Here is a 16668-nt window from a genome sequence, read left to right as displayed (position 1 = left end):
CATGTTGATTCTGAAGAATGTCACCGCTGTGCAGTTATTTCCGGCAAAAGTACAGGAAGGTGTCGATATCGCAATTGATAACGACGTCATTGTCGAGGTGGGCGATGCATTAACACAACGCTACCCGCAAGCGCGCTGGAAAGAGATGCATGGGCGTATTGTGATGCCGGGTATTGTCTGTGCTCACAACCATTTTTACTCAGGACTGTCGCGCGGCATTATGGCGAACATTGCCCCCTGCCCTGATTTTATCTCCACGCTGAAAAATCTGTGGTGGCGTCTGGATCGCGCGCTGGATGAAGAGTCGCTCTACTACAGCGGGTTAATCTGCTCTATTGAAGCGATTAAAAGCGGTTGTACGGCGGTGATCGACCATCACGCTTCACCATCCTACATCACCGGCTCGCTGAGCACGCTGCGTAACGCTTTTCTGAAAGTTGGGCTGCGCGGTATGACGTGTTTTGAAACCACCGATCGTAACGGCGGCCTCAAAGAGCTGCAGGACGGCGTGGAGGAGAACATTCGCTTTGCGCGCCAGATCGATAGCGCACGTCAAAGTGGCACAGAACCCTATCTGGTCGAAGCGCATATTGGCGCACACGCGCCCTTTACCGTACCGGATGCTGGCCTGGAAATGCTGCGGGAAGCCGTGCAAACCACAGGCCGTGGGGTTCACATCCATGCGGCGGAAGACCGTTATGATGTCTCCCACAGCCACCATCACTATGGCAAAGACTTACTGGCAAGGCTCGCGGAATATGACCTTATCGGCCATAAGACGCTGATTGCCCACGGTCTTTATTTATCACCCGACGACATCGTGTTGCTCAATCAACAAGACGCGTTCCTGGTGCATAACGCCCGTTCAAACATGAACAACCATGTGGGTTACAACCCTTACCTGAGCAACATTCGCAACCTGGCGCTGGGCACCGATGGCATTGGTTCAGACATGTTTGAGGAAATGAAATTCGCCTTCTTTAAACATCGTGATGCTGGTGGCCCACTGTGGCCTGACAGCTTCGCTAAAGCGCTGGCCAACGGTAACGAACTGCTCAATCGCAACTTTGGCGCGCGCTTTGGTCAGATTGCGGCCGGTTATAAGGCCGACCTGACTGTCTGCGACTACAACTCCCCCACGCCATTGCTGGCAGACAATATCCCCGGGCACATTGCCTTTGGGCTCGGGTCGAACAGCGTACACAGCGTGATCGTTAATGGCGTCATGATCTACGAAGATCGGCAGTTTACCTTCGATTGTGACGCTATCTACCGCGAAGCGAGAAAAGCGGCAGCTAATATGTGGCGACGGATGGATTCACTGGCATAACTCATACCCTCTCCAGAAACGGAGAGGGAATCACGAGGCAGAATTATGATCGAGCAATTTTTCAAACCCGATTCGGTGGAGCAAGCACTGGAACTAAAACGTCGCTATCAAAATGACGCTGTTTGGTTTTCTGGCGGCAGCAAGCTTAATGCCACACCGACACAAACTGATAAACGTATCGCTATTTCGCTTCAGGATCTCGAACTGGAGTGGACTGACTGGGATAACGGCGCACTGCGTATTGGCGCAACGACCCGACTACAACTCCTGCGCGATACCCCGTACCTTCCGGCAGCGCTGCATGATGCGCTGGGTTTCATTTATTCACGCCACTTGCGTAATCAGGCCACCCTCGGCGGCGAAATTGCCGCTCAGCAGGAAGAGTCCGTGCTGCTGCCTGTCCTGTTAGCGCTTGATTCTGTATTGGTTTTTGGTGATGGCACTACCCTATCGCTGGAAGAGTATCTGGCCTGCCCTGGCGATCGACTGATTACCGAGATCGTCATTAAAGATCCCTACCGCGCCTGCGCGACCCGAAAAATCAGCCGCTCAGCAGCCGGCTTAACCGTCATGACGGCCGCTGTCGCACTCACCGATAAACAAGGCATTCGCATTGCCATGGACGGCGTCGCAGCCCGCGCCATGCGCTTGCATGATGTCGAAACGCAGGGACTGGAGGGGAAAGCATTAGAAAACGCGGTCGCCGGATCCATTTCCCCGCAAGAAGATCTTCGTGGAAGCATCGCGTACAAGCGCTACATCGCAGGCATCGTGGTCGCAGACCTCTACGCTGACTGCCAGCAGAGAGGGGAGGACATTCTATGATTATTCATTTTTCACTTAATAACGTTGCGCGTGAATTAAAGGTTAATCCCGGCGAGAACGTACAAAAATTATTATTTAACCTAGGCATGCATTCCGTCAGGAACAGTGATGATGGCTTTGGTTTCGCCGGTTCCGATGCGATTTTATTCAATGGACGTATTGTAAACGCCTCTCTGCTGATTGCCGCCCAACTGGCTAATGCTGAAATCAGAACAACTGAAGCGCTGGGGCAATGGAACGCATTAAGTCTGGTGCAACAGGCGATGGTCGATGTCGGCGTAGTACAATCAGGTTATAACGACCCTGCCGCGGCATTGATCATTACCGATCTGCTTGAGCGCAACCCTGAGCCGACGCGCGAAGAGATAGACGATGCGCTATCCGGTCTGTTCAGCCGTGACGCGGGCTGGCAGCAATATTATCAGGTGATTGCGCTAGCCTGCGCACGTAAAACCAATCCGCAGGCTACCCTGGATGTGGCTCCGACATTCCGTGACGATCTGGCCGTGGTGGGTAAGCTTCATCCCAAAACAGATGCGGCCAAAATGGTGCAGGCTAAACCTTGCTATGTGGAAGATCGCGTTACGTCTGATGCCTGCATTATCAAAATGCTCCGCAGCCCGCATGCCCACGCGTTGATTACTCACCTTGACGTCAGCAAAGCAGAAGCCTTACCGGGCGTGGTGCACGTCATTACCCACCGTAACTGCCCCGATATTTACTACACGCCTGGCGGTCAGAGTGCGCCGGAACCTTCTCCTCTTGATCGCCGCATGTTTGGTAAGAAACTGCGCCACGTGGGTGATCGCGTTGCCGCCGTCGTGGCCGAGTCTGAGGAGATAGCGCTGGCGGCGCTGAAACTCATTGAAGTGGAATATCAGGTGCTCAAGCCCGTTCTGTCCATCGAAGAAGCGATGGCGGACGATGCGCCCGTCGTTCACGATGAACCGGTGGTGTATGTCGCTGGCGCACCGGATACTCTGGAAGAAGATAATCAGCACGCCGCCCAACGCGGCGAACATATGATTATCAATTTCCCGATTGGCGCACGACCGCGCAAAAATATTGCGGCGGGCTTACATGGTCACATTGGCGATATGGAAAAAGGTTTTGCCGAGGCGGATGTGGTCATCGAGCGCACCTATTCTTCCACGCAGGCCCAACAGTGTCCGGCCGAACCGCACCTGTGCTTTACCCGGATGGATGGCGACCGGCTGATTATTCACGCTTCAACCCAGGTTCCCTGGCATGTCCGTCGTCAGGTTGCTCGCCTCGTCGGCATGAAACAACACAAAGTTCACGTCATTAAAGAACGCGTAGGCGGCGGGTTCGGTTCCAAACAAGACATCTTGCTGGAAGAAGTATGCGCGTGGGCAACCTGCGTCACCGGGCGGCCGGTCTATTTCCGCTATACCCGTGAAGAGGAGTTTATCGCTAACACCTCTCGTCACGTGGCCGACGTCACCGTAACGCTTGGCGCGAAGAAAGATGGCCGCCTGACCGCCATCAAAATGGACTTCCGCGCGAACACCGGCCCCTACGGAAACCATGCGTTGACCGTTCCTTCCAACGGCCCTGCGCTGTCGCTGCCGCTTTACCCTTGCGATAACGTCGACTTCCGGGTCACCACCTACTACAGCAACATTTGCCCCACCGGCGCTTATCAGGGCTACGGCGCGCCTAAAGGTAACTTTGCCATCACCATGGCGCTGGCGGAACTGGCCGATCAGCTTCAGATCGATCAACTCGATATTATTGAACGCAACCGCGTCCACGAAGGCCAGGAACTGAAGATTCTGGGCTCAATCGGCGAAGGAAAAGCACCAACATCCGTGCCGACGGCAGCCAGTTGCGCCCTTGAGGCGATCCTGCGCCAGGGCCGCGAAATGATTCAGTGGTCGTCTCCTAAAGCACAGTCGGGCGACTGGCGAATCGGCCGCGGCGTGGCCATTATCATGCAGAAATCAGGTATTCCGGATATTGACCAGGCCAACTGCCTGATCAAGCTGGAATCAGACGGTACCGTGATTGTTCAGTCTGGCGGCGCGGATATTGGTACCGGGCTGGATACGGTGGTGACTAAACTGGTTGCCGAAGTCCTGCACTGCCCAACATCTGACGTTCAGGTGATTTCGGGGGATACAGATAGCGCATTGTTCGATAAAGGCGCATATGCCTCTTCCGGCACCTGCTTCTCAGGTAATGCCGCCCGCATGGCAGCGGAAAATCTGCGTGAAAAAATTCTCTTCCATGGCGCTCAGATGCTAAATGAGCCGCTGGCTGATGTCGTCATTGCCGCGCCGGGTGTGGTACGGGGCAAACGCGGTGAAGTCAGCTATGGCGACATTGCGCATCAGGGAGAAACCGGAACGGGTTTTGGCGCGCTCTCCGCAACCGCGTGCTACATCACGCCTGATTTTGCTTTCCCGTATGGCGCAAACTTTGCGGAAGTGGCGGTCAATGTGCGTAGCGGCGAAATCCGGCTCGACAAGTTTTATGCGCTGCTGGACTGCGGTACGCCAGTAAACCCAGAACTGGCGTTAGGACAGATCTACGGCGCAACCTTGCGCGCCATTGGTCATAGCCTGAGCGAAGAAATTATCTACGATCGTGAAGGCCACCCACTTACCCGTGATTTGCGCACCTACGGCGCCCCCAAAATTGGCGATATCCCGCGTGATTTCCGCGCAGTGTTAGTCCCCAGCGATGATAAAGTCGGCCCCTTTGGCGCTAAATCCATCTCTGAAATTGGCGTTAACGGCGCGGCGCCGGCTATTGCCACCGCGATCCATGATGCCTGCGGCGTCTGGCTGCGAGAGTGGCACTTTACACCGGAGAAAATACTGACAGCGTTAGGAAAAATATAACAACACCAGGCCGCTCCGGTTGCGAATCACCTTCACCGGGGCGGCCTGATTCAACGATTCGATAACGTTTAAATTGCTGTCTGTGAATAGAGCGAACGGTGCTCCGGGCTTCCTGCGTCCAAAACTCACAGAATTTATCCTGCTGAATCAGATGATCAAATTTACTTAGAAGGAGTGAAGGGATGTCTGATATAACCCGTGCAGGTTCCGATCTTATTTATGAACTGGAGGATCGCCCTCCCTTTCACCAGGCCATGGTGGGCGCAATTACCCACCTGCTGGCTATTTTCGTTCCTATGGTTACGCCAGCACTCATCGTCGGCGCGACCTTACAGCTTTCCCCCGACACCACCGCATATCTGGTCTCCATGGCAATGATTGCATCGGGTATTGGCACCTGGCTGCAGGTCAACCGTTACGGCATCGTAGGCTCCGGTTTACTTTCAATACAGTCGGTTAATTTCTCATTTGTCACCGTCATGATTGCCCTCGGCAGCAGCCTTAAAAGCGACGGCTTTCATGAAGAATTAATTATCTCGTCGCTGCTTGGCGTCTCATTCGTCGGCGCCTTTTTAGTGGTGGGGTCTTCATTCATTTTGCCTTACCTGCGCCGGGTGATTAGCCCGACCGTTAGCGGCATCGTGGTGTTAATGATCGGACTCAGTCTGATCAAAGTCGGAATCATTGATTTCGGTGGCGGCTTTGCGGCTAAAGCCAGCGGAACGTACGGAAATTACGAGAATCTTGGCGTAGGGCTGTTGGTGCTGCTGGTGGTCATCGGCTTTAACTGCTGTCGAAGCCCATTGCTCCGAATGGGGGGCATCGCGATCGGCCTGATTATAGGCTACCTCGTTTCACTATGCCTGGGCATGGTCGATTTTAGCGGACTGCGCAATCTTCCTCTCGTCACGTTACCGGTTCCGTTCAAATACGGTTTCGAGTTCAGTTTTCACCACTTCCTCGTCGTCGGCACCATCTACCTGCTGAGCGTCCTTGAAGCCGTCGGCGACATTACCGCAACCGCCATGGTGTCGCGACGCCCGATCCAGGGCGAGGAGTATTTATCGCGCCTGAGGGGCGGCGTGCTCGCGGATGGCCTCGTATCAGTTATTGCCTGCGCACTCGGCTCTCTGCCATTGACCACCTTCGCGCAAAACAACGGCGTGATTCAAATGACGGGGGTCGCCTCACGCCATGTCGGACGCATTATCGCCATCATCCTGATTGTGCTTGGCCTTTTCCCGATGATTGGCGGCTTTTTCACGACAATCCCCTCAGCGGTGCTCGGTGGCGCAATGACGCTGATGTTCTCAATGATCGCCATCGCAGGGATCCGCATCATTATTTCAAACGGCCTGCGACGCCGGGAAACCTTAATTGTTGCCACCTCACTGGGGCTCGGACTGGGCGTTTCATATGATCCTGAGATCTTCAAAATCCTTCCAACCTCAATCTATGTGCTGGTAGAGAACCCCATTTGTGCCGGTGGGTTAACCGCCATGGTACTGAATATCATTCTTCCCGGCGGCTATCGGCAAGAGGAAATTTTCCCCGCCGTCCGGGCAACAGAAGAAACGGATTAATATCAGTAAAGGAGTTCACAATGATGGGAAAACACACGCTCAAAGCGGTGCGTGGCGGCTTCATCGATATCACCCGCACGATCGAGCATCCAGAGGAATTAGAATCGGCTCTGCGATTTATCGAAGACGGATTGCTGCTGATTCAGGATGGTAAGGTGCTGTGGTTTGGCAAATGGGAAGACGGGAAACATAAAATTCCCGATTCCATTCGCGTGCGGGATTATCGGGGCAAACTCGTCGTACCGGGGTTTGTCGATACGCATATTCACTATCCGCAAAGTGAAATGGTAGGCGCTTACGGCGAACAATTACTGGAGTGGCTGAATAAACATACCTTTCCTGCAGAGCGGCGCTATCAGGATCTGGAATATGCCCGCGAGATGTCAGCATTTTTCATTAAACAACTTCTGCGAAACGGTACAACGACGGCGCTGGTATTCGGCACAGTGCACCCGCAATCGGTGGATGCATTGTTTGAAGCGGCAAGCCATATCAATATGCGGATGATCGCCGGAAAAGTCATGATGGATCGTAATGCGCCGGACTATCTTCTGGATGATGCCGAAAGCAGCTATCAGCAGAGCAAAGCATTAATTGAGCGTTGGCATAAAAACGGACGTCTGCTCTATGCGATCACGCCACGATTTGCGCCGACCTCATCTCCGGAACAGTTAGCCATGGCGCAACGTCTGCGAGAAGAGTATCCCGACACCTGGCTACACACGCACCTGTGTGAAAATAAAAATGAAATAGCCTGGGTGAAAGAGCTTTATCCCGATCATGACGGCTATCTGGATGTGTACCACCAGTACGGTCTGACCGGCAAAAATTGCGTCTTCGCCCACTGCATCCATCTGGAGGAAAAAGAGTGGGATCGCCTCAAAGAGACCGATTCCAGCATCGCATTTTGCCCTACTTCAAACCTCTACCTTGGCAGCGGCCTGTTTAACCTGCGCAAAGCCTGGCACAAAAAAATCAAAGTTGGGATGGGTACCGACATAGGCGCTGGCACCACGTTTAACATGCTGCAAACCCTGAATGAGGCTTACAAAGTCTCGCAACTGCAGGGTTATCGACTCTCAGCGTATGAAGCGTTCTACCTTGCCACTCTCGGCGGCGCGCGAGCGCTCGGTCTGGATCATCTGATTGGTAATTTCACGCCGGGCAAGGAGGCCGATTTTATTGTACTGGAGCCAACGGTGACGCCATTACAGCAACTGCGCTATGACAACTCCGTCTCTTTGGTCGACAAATTATTCGTGATGATGACGCTCGGCGACGATCGCTCTATCTATCGCACCTATATCGATGGCCGTCTGGTTTACGAAAGAACCTGATTCCTGTTATTCCACAGAGGGCAGTATTATGTCTGGAAATACTTTACACACATCTGATAAGTCCAGGCCTGACGGGGCGCTGGATGCCTATTTCCATATTTCCGCCCGTGGTAGCACCGTTCGCCAGGAAGTGCTGGCAGGCTTTACCACGTTCCTCGCTATGGTCTATTCCGTGATAGTGGTACCCGGTATGTTAGGGAAAGCCGGTTTTCCCCCTGCGGCGGTCTTTGTCGCCACCTGTCTGGTTGCGGGATTCGGCTCCCTGCTCATGGGGTTATGGGCGAACCTGCCCATGGCTATTGGCTGCGCCATTTCCCTGACGGCGTTCACCGCTTTCAGCCTGGTGCTTGGGCAGCATATCAGCGTACCGGTGGCTTTAGGCGCGGTATTCCTGATGGGGGTTATCTTTACCGCTATTTCAGTGACAGGCATCCGCACCTGGATCCTGCGCAATTTACCTATGGGCATCGCGCACGGCACCGGGATTGGTATTGGCCTGTTTCTGCTGTTAATCGCGGCAAACGGCGTAGGTATGGTCATTAAAAATCCGTTAGAAGGATTGCCCGTCGCACTCGGTGCCTTTACCTCCTTTCCGGTGATGATGAGTTTACTGGGCCTGGCGATCATTTTCGGCCTTGAGAAGTGCCGCATACCTGGCGGTATCCTCATTGTCATCATCCTCATTTCGGTCATCGGTTTGATCTTCGATCCTGACGTGAAGTTCCACGGTCTGGTGGCCATGCCGAGCCTGAGCGGTGAAGATGGTAAATCACTGATTTTCAGCCTGGATATTATGGGAGCGCTCAAACCCACGGTATTACCCAGCGTCCTCGCACTGGTCATGACCGCCGTATTTGACGCAACAGGAACGATTCGCGCCGTTGCAGGCCAGGCCAACCTGCTGGATAAAGATAATCAAATCATCAATGGTGGAAGGGCATTAACCAGCGACTCCGTTAGCTCAGTGTTCTCCGGGCTGGTCGGCGCAGCGCCAGCGGCGGTCTATATTGAGTCAGCCGCGGGGACGGCCGCAGGCGGCAAAACGGGGTTGACCGCCACCGTCGTGGGTGTCCTTTTCCTGCTCATTCTGTTTTTATCCCCTCTCTCATATCTGATCCCAGGTTACGCCACCGCGCCCGCGCTGATGTATGTGGGTTTGCTGATGCTGAGTAACGTGGCAAAACTGGACTTTGATGATTTCATCGACGCCATGTCCGGGCTGGTGTGCGCGGTCTTTATCGTGCTGACATGTAATATTGTCACCGGCATCATGCTGGGGTTTGTCACCCTTGTCATTGGCCGGGTGTCTGCCCGTGAATGGCAAAAACTCAATATTGGTACGGTGATTATTACCCTTGCGCTGGTCGCATTCTATGCCGGTGGGTGGGCGATATAAGTATAAAGCCGCGCCAGATGACGCGGCTTTCATTCAACGTGGGTGCACGGCGCTTTTCGCAATGCGCCCGCGACGATAGCGACGCAGTTCAGCATCAGTCATCAGTTGTAACGCCTGCGTTGGGCATGTACCCACACAGGCAGGCCCTTCTTCCCTGTGTCCGCAGAGATCGCATTTTAAAATGGCCGACGTCTCCGCACCGGGAGGCGTCTCAACGGTAATCGCCCCGAATGGGCAGGCAATCACGCAGCGCAGGCACCCAATACAGCGCGTATCGTCCGCGTCGACTGCCCGCTTCCCAATCGTGAGTGCTCCTACCGGACAAGCCTCGACGCATGAGGCGCGTTCACACTGATGACACATAACCGGAACGCTTACCTCCCCCAAACGTTGAACCTTCAGGCGTGGTGAGAATGCCGCCAACTGCCCGGCATCCTCCGCAGAATGCGCCAGAGCACAGGCAACTTCACAGGTACGACAGGCAATACATCGCGCCTCATCCGCTACGATAAATGCCTTCATTTTTGCTGCTCCTTCTGTTCAAACAGGGCAAGCATATCGCGTGCAGCCTGACGACCTGCGACCATCGCTGTCACTACCAGATGTGCGCCATGCACAGCATCGCCACCCGCAAACACCTTATCAATGCGGGTTTGTGTTAAAAAGCGACCTTCGCCACCCGTTTTTATCAAGCCTCGCTTATCAAGTTCAATATCCGAACCCCGAAGCCAGGGCATGTCATGCGCCTGAAAACCAAAAGCCAGAATCAGCACGTCCGCCGGCAATTCAAATTCCGAACCACTGATCGGATGTGAACGGCGGCGACCATCCGGGCCCGCTTCACCCATTTCAGTGCGAATCAACCCGACCGCGGAGAGCCGTCCTTCATCATCACAGGCAATATACTGCGGCTGCACATTGAACAGGAACTCAACGCCCTCTTCGCGCGCGTTAACCACTTCCTTATGCGAGCCAGGCATACTGGCTTCGTCACGACGATAGGCGCAGATCACGCTGGCCGCGTTTAATCGTGCCGAAGTGCGCAGGCAATCCATTGTGGTATCGCCCCCACCCAGCACAACGACGCGTTTGTTGGTTAAATCCGTCAACGGATATTCGTCGCTCCTGGGCAACCCCATCTGCAGGCGCGTCTGAGCAATTAAAAACGGTAATGCCTGAATTACACCCGGCGCGTCCTCATGGGGGAGCTTAGCCTGAATCAAGCCATACGTACCGACGCCAATAAAAATGGCATCGTACTGATCCATTAACTGGTTGAAGGGAATGTCGCACCCCACTTCAACATTAAGATGAAAATCGATCCCCATGGTGGTGAAGATATCCCGCCGTGTAACCAGCACCTGTTTTTCGAGCTTAAAAGAGGGGATACCAAACGTCAGCATGCCACCGATCTCCGGGTGACGATCGAAGACGTCAACATGCACGCCTTCACGAGCCAGGACATCCGCACACCCCAGACCCGCCGGCCCGGCGCCAATTACCGCAACACGCTGCGGACGAGGTGTAACCTTACTGAGGTCGGGACGCCAACCAGAAGCCAGCGCCGTATCCGTGATATAGCGCTCGATATTGCCGATCGAGACGGCTCCGGAATGTCCTTTTAGAGTACACGCGCCTTCGCAGAGTTTGTCCTGCGGGCAAACTCTGCCGCAAATTTCCGGCAATGAGCTGGTTTGATGGCACAGCTCAACGGCCTCGAGAATGCGCCCCTCTTTTGCGAGACGAATATAATCCGGAATCGCGTTATGTAGCGGACATGACCAGTTGCAATTCGCTTTTTCGGCGCAGTACAGACAGCGATCGCTTTCAAAATACGCCTGCTCGCTGCTTAACCCTTGATAAATTTCATTAAAATGTGTTTTTCGCTCTTCTGCCGACGTTTTTTCCGCCCCTTTGCGCGCAGGTGTCTTCAGAAATGCGCGACGGCAAGAGGAGACCTTTGTTTGCGCTAACGCGCCTGAAACGACCTGATGTCGTCTCGTTTTTTGCAGTTGTTCAATACCATGGTCATCCATCAGACGAATTGCCTGAGTCGGGCAGGCCTGCACACACGCCGGGCCACCGGCGACGCGCTGTGCGCAAAGGTCACATTTCTGCGCCCCGTGCGCGACCATGTCGATAACCCCGAATGGGCAAGCGATTGCGCAGTTTTTACAGCCGATACAACGCCGTTCATCTAGCTGCACCTGCCCATGTTGATAGGTCAACGCATCAACCGGGCAGGAGGCGACGCAAGGGGCATGCGTACACTGGTGGCAGACAACAACGCTTGCTGATTTTCCTTTATTCACCACATGAAGCCGGGGGAAAAAATCACCACGGTTCTGCGGCCAGTTTTCCTGATTATGGGCGACAACACACGCAATTTCACAGGCATGGCAGCCAATACATTCCGTTGCATCAGAAACGATAAACTTTTTCATGGGCTTCCCTTTTTCAATCATTGGTTTTGCTTCCGCTACACGGCTGATGCAATAAATGGGCATTTTTTCTGGTGCTAAAAAAACGGAAGATGATTTTTGCGATATCCGTCAAATAAAATTCCTAATTGGCTCCTTACTTAACCTCTTTGCCATTCCGTGTGCCCTCCCTCATTTTATTAAAGTTCGCGAACGGACTTTCTCATCCATCGTGAATAACCATTTCAGAATGATTAGTTTTTTATCAAGATGATAAAATCAAAATCGATTCCGGATTACCCCTTATGCAGCCTTGAAGTTAAAAACGGAATTTATGTGACCTTTCACGCATTTTAATCACATTGGCTCCACGCAGATGAAAACTGGCACTCCACGAGCATGCTATTGCTGAATGTTGTTCATTTTTGGCTTTTGGCGAGAGAAAGGAGAAACTCATGAGCGCCATCGACTCTCAACTTCCCCCTGCTTCCGGGCAAGGTCGCGCGACAGATGAAGTAGACCGTCTGTTATCACCAGGGAAACTTGTCATTCTCGGGCTACAGCATGTATTAGTGATGTACGCAGGCGCCGTGGCTGTGCCGCTGATGATCGGCGACAGGCTGGGGCTGAGCAAAGAAGCTATCGCCATGCTCATTAGCTCCGATCTCTTTTGCTGTGGCATCGTGACATTACTTCAGTGTGTGGGAATCGGGCGTTTTATGGGCATCCGCTTACCCGTCATTATGTCGGTCACATTTGCCGCCGTCACCCCAATGATTGCGATTGGCATCAATCCCGATATTGGCCTGTTAGGGATATTTGGCGCAACCATTGCTGCGGGGATTATTACAACATTACTCGCCCCGTTAATTGGGCGTTTGATGCCATTATTCCCTCCTTTAGTCACCGGCGTGGTCATTACTTCTATTGGCTTAAGTATTATTCAGGTTGGTATCGACTGGGCGGCAGGCGGCAAGGGTAATCCTGAGTATGGCAATCCCGTTTATTTAGCCATCTCTTTTGCCGTACTTATATTTATATTACTCATCACTCGCTATGCCAAAGGATTCATGTCAAATGTTGCCGTTTTATTGGGTATTATATTTGGATTTATCCTCTCCTGGATGATTAACGAGGTTAATCTCTCTGGCCTGCATGATGCAGCCTGGTTTGCCATTGTGACCCCCATGGCTTTTGGCACCCCGGTTTTTGATCCCGTATCTATCCTGACCATGACAGCGGTGCTGGTTATCGTATTTATTGAATCCATGGGGATGTTTCTGGCGCTTGGCGAAATCGTCGGTCGAAAACTCTCCTCGCAGGATATCATCCGTGGCCTGCGCGTTGATGGCGTCGGTACGATGATAGGCGGTCTGTTCAACAGCTTTCCTCACACCTCATTTTCTCAGAATGTCGGCCTGGTCAGCGTAACGCGCGTTCATAGTCGCTGGGTATGTATTGCCTCCGGCATTATTCTCATTTTGTTCGGCATGGTGCCCAAGATGGCGGTACTGGTGGCATCTATTCCACAGTTCGTCCTTGGCGGTGCGGGTTTAGTGATGTTTGGTATGGTGCTGGCAACGGGTATCCGTATTCTGTCCCGCGGTAACTATACGACGAACCGTTACAATCTTTATATTGTCGCCATCAGCCTCGGTGTGGGCATGACACCGACCCTTTCGCATGATTTCTTCTCCAAATTGCCCAGCGTTCTCCAGCCGTTACTCCACAGCGGGATCATGCTTGCCACCGTCAGCGCGGTTGTTCTGAACCTCTTCTTTAACGGTTATCAGCATCATACCGAAATGGCGCAGGAAGAGAGTGCGGCCAGTGGGATGAAAGTGCGGACTGTTCGCATGCTGCTGCTGTTACGCAAGCTAAAAAAGGAGCAGCGCGATGAGTAGAAAGAATCTCGTCATTCGAGGATTGGTTAGCCTGATTCTGCTGTTGCTGATGACCATTCCGGCCGTATCGGATGTTATCGCGCAGGGCATTGAAAGCCGATTCCAGTTTGCGCTGACGCTCTTCTGATTCCTCGACACCCGGCTAAAAGTGCGGGTGTCGAAATTTTTACCAGTAAAACCGCTACATGTTATTTATACTGTCGCAATACTGTTAGATAAGAATCACATTGAGACACTATGCGACAGGAACACGTCATATTACTGGATGAGCTGGGAAATTCGATCGGCACACTGGAGAAATATGCGGCGCATACCACCACTACGCCCCTTCACCTCGCCTTCTCCTGCTGGATTTTCGATAACAAAGGCCAGATTCTGATTACCCGCCGTTCGCTCAGTAAAAAAGCCTGGCCGGGCGTCTGGACTAACTCGGTATGCGGTCATCCGCAACTGAACGAATCTTTTGAACAGGCTATTACCCGCCGCTGCCGTTTCGAAGTCGGCGCGGAGCTCACCGACATTACCCCGGTTTATCCGGAATTTCGTTATCGCGAAACGGACGCCAGCGGCATTGTGGAAAACGAAGTCTGCCCGGTCTATGCGGCAAGGTTAACCAATACCATTGTGCTGAACCCGGACGAAGTGATGGATAGCCACTGGGTTTCATTAGATGCGCTTTTCCAGGCACTGGCCGCCACACCGTGGGCATTCAGCCCGTGGATGGTATTGCAGTATGGTTCGCAAGAGGCGCGGGATAAGCTGATGCGGTTTGTACCCTCACCCCTGCCCTCTCCCTGAGGGAGAGGGAGAAAACCTGCACCAGAATCAACCACCAGCACAATCTCTCCCCTCTCCCTCAGGGAGAAGGAGAAAACCTGCACCAGAATCAACCACCGGCACGATCTGTCCCCTCTCCCTCAGGGAGAGGGAGAAAACCTGCACCAGACTCAACCACCAGCACAATCTCTCCCCTCTCCCTCAGGGAGAGGGAGAAAACCTGCACCAGACTCAACCACCAGCACAATCTGTCCCCTCTCCCTCAGGGAGAGGGAGAAAACCTGCACCAGAATCAACCACCGGCACAATCTGTCCCCTCTCCCTCAGGGAGAAGGAGAAAACCTGCACCAGACTCAACCACCGGCACAATCTCTCCCCTCTCCCTCAGGGAGAAGGAGAAAACCTGCACCAGACTCAACCACCAGCACAATCTGTCCCCTCTCCCTCAGGGAGAAGGAGAAAACCTGAACCAGACTCAACCACCAGCACAATCTGTCCCCTCTCCCTCAGGGAGAGGGAGAAAACCTGCACCAGACTCAACCACCAGCACAATCTGTCCCCTCTCCCTGAGGGAGAGGGAGAAAACCTGCACCAGAATCAACCACCGGCACAATCTGTCCCCTCTCCCTCAGGGAGAGGGTTAGGGTGAGGGTGAAAAAAAGCCCCGATGCTCACACATCAGGGCTTTTTCACATCTCAGCGATTTATTTCACCGGGCGCATCGCCGGGAACAGAATCACGTCGCGGATAGTGTGGCTGTTGGTGAACAGCATCACCATACGGTCGATACCGATACCCAGGCCCGCAGTCGGCGGCAGGCCGTGTTCCAGCGCGGTCACGTAGTCTTCGTCGAAGAACATCGCTTCGTCGTCGCCTGCGGCTTTCGCATCAACCTGATCCTGGAAGCGCTGCGCCTGATCTTCTGCATCGTTCAGCTCGCTAAAGCCGTTACCGATTTCACGGCCACCGATGAAGAACTCGAAGCGGTCAGTGATTTCCGGGTTAACGTCATTACGACGCGCCAGCGGAGACACTTCAGCCGGGTATTCAGTGATGAAGGTCGGCTGAATCAGGTGCGCTTCGGCCACTTCTTCGAAGATCTCGGTCACAATACGGCCCAGACCCCAGCTCTTCTCAATGTTAATACCGATGCTTTCCGCAATCGCTTTTGCAGAATCGAAGTTATCCAGATCCGCCATATCCGTTTCCGGGCGGTATTTCTTGATAGCTTCACGCATGGTCAGTTTTTCGAACGGTTTACCGAAGTCGAAGGTTTCTTCGCCGTAAGACACTTCGGTAGTTCCGAGGATATTCTGCGCCAGGGTGCGGAACAGAGATTCGGTCAGTTCGATCAGATCTTTGTAATCCGCATACGCCATATAGAGTTCCATCATGGTGAACTCTGGGTTATGACGAACGGAGATGCCTTCGTTACGGAAGTTACGGTTGATTTCGAATACGCGTTCGAAGCCGCCAACGACCAGACGTTTCAGGTACAGTTCCGGCGCGATACGCAGGTACATGTCCAGATCCAGGGCATTGTGATGGGTGATGAACGGACGGGCAGACGCGCCGCCTGGGATCACCTGCATCATCGGGGTTTCCACTTCCATAAAGTCGCGACCCACCATGAACTGACGGATGCCAGCCATAATCTGGGAGCGGATTTTAAAGGTTTTGCGGGATTCATCGTTAGAGATGAGATCCAGGTAACGCTGACGATAGCGCGCTTCCTGATCCTGCAGGCCATGGAATTTGTCCGGCAGCGGGCGCAGCGCTTTGGTCAGCAGACGCAGCTCGGTGCAGTGGATAGAGAGTTCGCCAGTTTTGGTTTTGAACAGCTTACCTTTCGCGCCGAGGATGTCGCCGAGGTCCCATTTTTTGAACTGCTCGTTATAGATGCCTTCCGGCAGATCGTCACGAGCAACGTACAACTGGATACGACCGCCGACGTCCTGCAAAGTCACGAAAGAGGCTTTACCCATAATACGGCGGGTCATCATGCGGCCAGCAACGGACACTTCGATGTTCAGCGCTTCCAGCTCTTCGTTCTCTTTGGCGTCGAAGTCAGCGTGCAGTTGGTCTGAGGTGTGGTCGCGACGGAAATCGTTCGGGAACGGGAGACCCTGTTCGCGCAGTGCTGCCAGCTTCTCGCGGCGCGCTTTCAGTTCATTGTTAAGGTCGGCTACCGCGTCAGCACCTTGTGCGTGTTGTTCAGACATGTTGGTT

12 protein-coding genes are annotated in these 16668 nt (G+C 53.5%); 9 read left to right on the top strand and 3 right to left on the bottom strand.

The genetic code is table 11. The features are described from left to right. Nucleotide 1 precedes the first annotated feature (1 nt). The 6 genes from ssnA (at nucleotide 2) to VSR74_RS12020 (ending at nucleotide 9338) form a co-directional block, all read left to right on the top strand. Nucleotides 2–1330 (top strand): putative aminohydrolase SsnA, encoded by a 1329-nt coding sequence (ssnA, locus tag VSR74_RS12045; protein ID WP_347794958.1) that lies wholly within the window; start codon nucleotides 2–4, stop codon nucleotides 1328–1330. 45 nt (nucleotides 1331–1375) lie between these two features. Continuing rightward, on the top strand, nucleotides 1376–2155 hold the full coding sequence (gene ygfM, locus VSR74_RS12040) for a molybdopterin-dependent oxidoreductase FAD-binding subunit (protein ID WP_347794957.1): 780 nt from the start codon (nucleotides 1376–1378) through the stop codon (nucleotides 2153–2155). Further along, nucleotides 2152–5022 carry a molybdopterin-dependent oxidoreductase Mo/Fe-S-binding subunit gene (locus VSR74_RS12035; protein ID WP_347794956.1) on the top strand — a complete coding sequence of 957 codons (2871 nt, stop codon included), beginning with the start codon at nucleotides 2152–2154 and terminating at the stop codon, nucleotides 5020–5022. The genes ygfM and VSR74_RS12035 overlap by 4 nt, the downstream gene beginning before the upstream one ends. A 182-nt stretch (nucleotides 5023–5204) precedes the next feature. After that, nucleotides 5205–6605, top strand: coding sequence for a nucleobase:cation symporter-2 family protein (locus VSR74_RS12030; RefSeq protein WP_347794955.1), 1401 nt, complete (start codon nucleotides 5205–5207; stop codon nucleotides 6603–6605). A 20-nt stretch (nucleotides 6606–6625) separates the two neighbouring features. Beyond that, nucleotides 6626–7942, top strand: a complete 1317-nt coding sequence (gene guaD / locus VSR74_RS12025; protein WP_347794954.1) for a guanine deaminase — start codon at nucleotides 6626–6628, stop codon at nucleotides 7940–7942. A gap of 28 nt (nucleotides 7943–7970) precedes the next feature. Continuing rightward, entirely contained in the window at nucleotides 7971–9338 is a 1368-nt protein-coding gene (locus VSR74_RS12020) for an NCS2 family permease (protein ID WP_347794953.1), read from the top strand. 33 nt (nucleotides 9339–9371) lie between these two features. Here VSR74_RS12020 and VSR74_RS12015 read toward each other — a convergent pair whose 3' ends face one another. Both VSR74_RS12015 and ygfT read right to left on the bottom strand, forming a co-directional pair. Beyond that, complete coding sequence (locus VSR74_RS12015; RefSeq protein ID WP_347794952.1) at nucleotides 9372–9860, bottom strand: 4Fe-4S dicluster domain-containing protein; 489 nt, start codon at nucleotides 9858–9860, stop codon at nucleotides 9372–9374. Further along, the gene (ygfT, locus tag VSR74_RS12010; protein ID WP_347794951.1) at nucleotides 9857–11782 is read right to left on the bottom strand and encodes a formate-dependent uric acid utilization protein YgfT; all 1926 of its coding nucleotides are present in this window, start codon (nucleotides 11780–11782) and stop codon (nucleotides 9857–9859) included. Before ygfT ends, VSR74_RS12015 begins: the two co-directional genes overlap by 4 nt. A 431-nt stretch (nucleotides 11783–12213) precedes the next feature. Between ygfT and VSR74_RS12005 the strand changes: the two genes are divergently transcribed. From VSR74_RS12005 to idi, 3 genes are all read left to right on the top strand, one after another. Continuing rightward, the gene (locus VSR74_RS12005) at nucleotides 12214–13662 is read left to right on the top strand and encodes a nucleobase:cation symporter-2 family protein (protein WP_347794950.1); all 1449 of its coding nucleotides are present in this window, start codon (nucleotides 12214–12216) and stop codon (nucleotides 13660–13662) included. Next, on the top strand, nucleotides 13655–13789 hold the full coding sequence (locus VSR74_RS12000) for a hypothetical protein (RefSeq protein WP_347794949.1): 135 nt from the start codon (nucleotides 13655–13657) through the stop codon (nucleotides 13787–13789). Before VSR74_RS12005 ends, VSR74_RS12000 begins: the two co-directional genes overlap by 8 nt. A gap of 110 nt (nucleotides 13790–13899) precedes the next feature. Further along, nucleotides 13900–14460: an isopentenyl-diphosphate Delta-isomerase gene (gene idi / locus VSR74_RS11995; protein ID WP_347794948.1), complete on the top strand. Its 561-nt coding sequence runs from the start codon at nucleotides 13900–13902 to the stop codon at nucleotides 14458–14460. A gap of 683 nt (nucleotides 14461–15143) precedes the next feature. Here the strand turns inward: idi and lysS are convergent. Beyond that, nucleotides 15144–16661 (bottom strand): lysine--tRNA ligase, encoded by a 1518-nt coding sequence (lysS, locus tag VSR74_RS11990; RefSeq protein WP_347794947.1) that lies wholly within the window; start codon nucleotides 16659–16661, stop codon nucleotides 15144–15146. Nucleotides 16662–16668 lie beyond the last annotated feature (7 nt).

Origin of the sequence: Pseudocitrobacter cyperus, assembly GCF_039889165.1 — a bacterium.
GTDB classification, from domain to species: Bacteria; Pseudomonadota; Gammaproteobacteria; order Enterobacterales; family Enterobacteriaceae; genus Pseudocitrobacter; species Pseudocitrobacter cyperus.
This window is presented reverse-complemented; position numbering and strand designations above follow the sequence as displayed.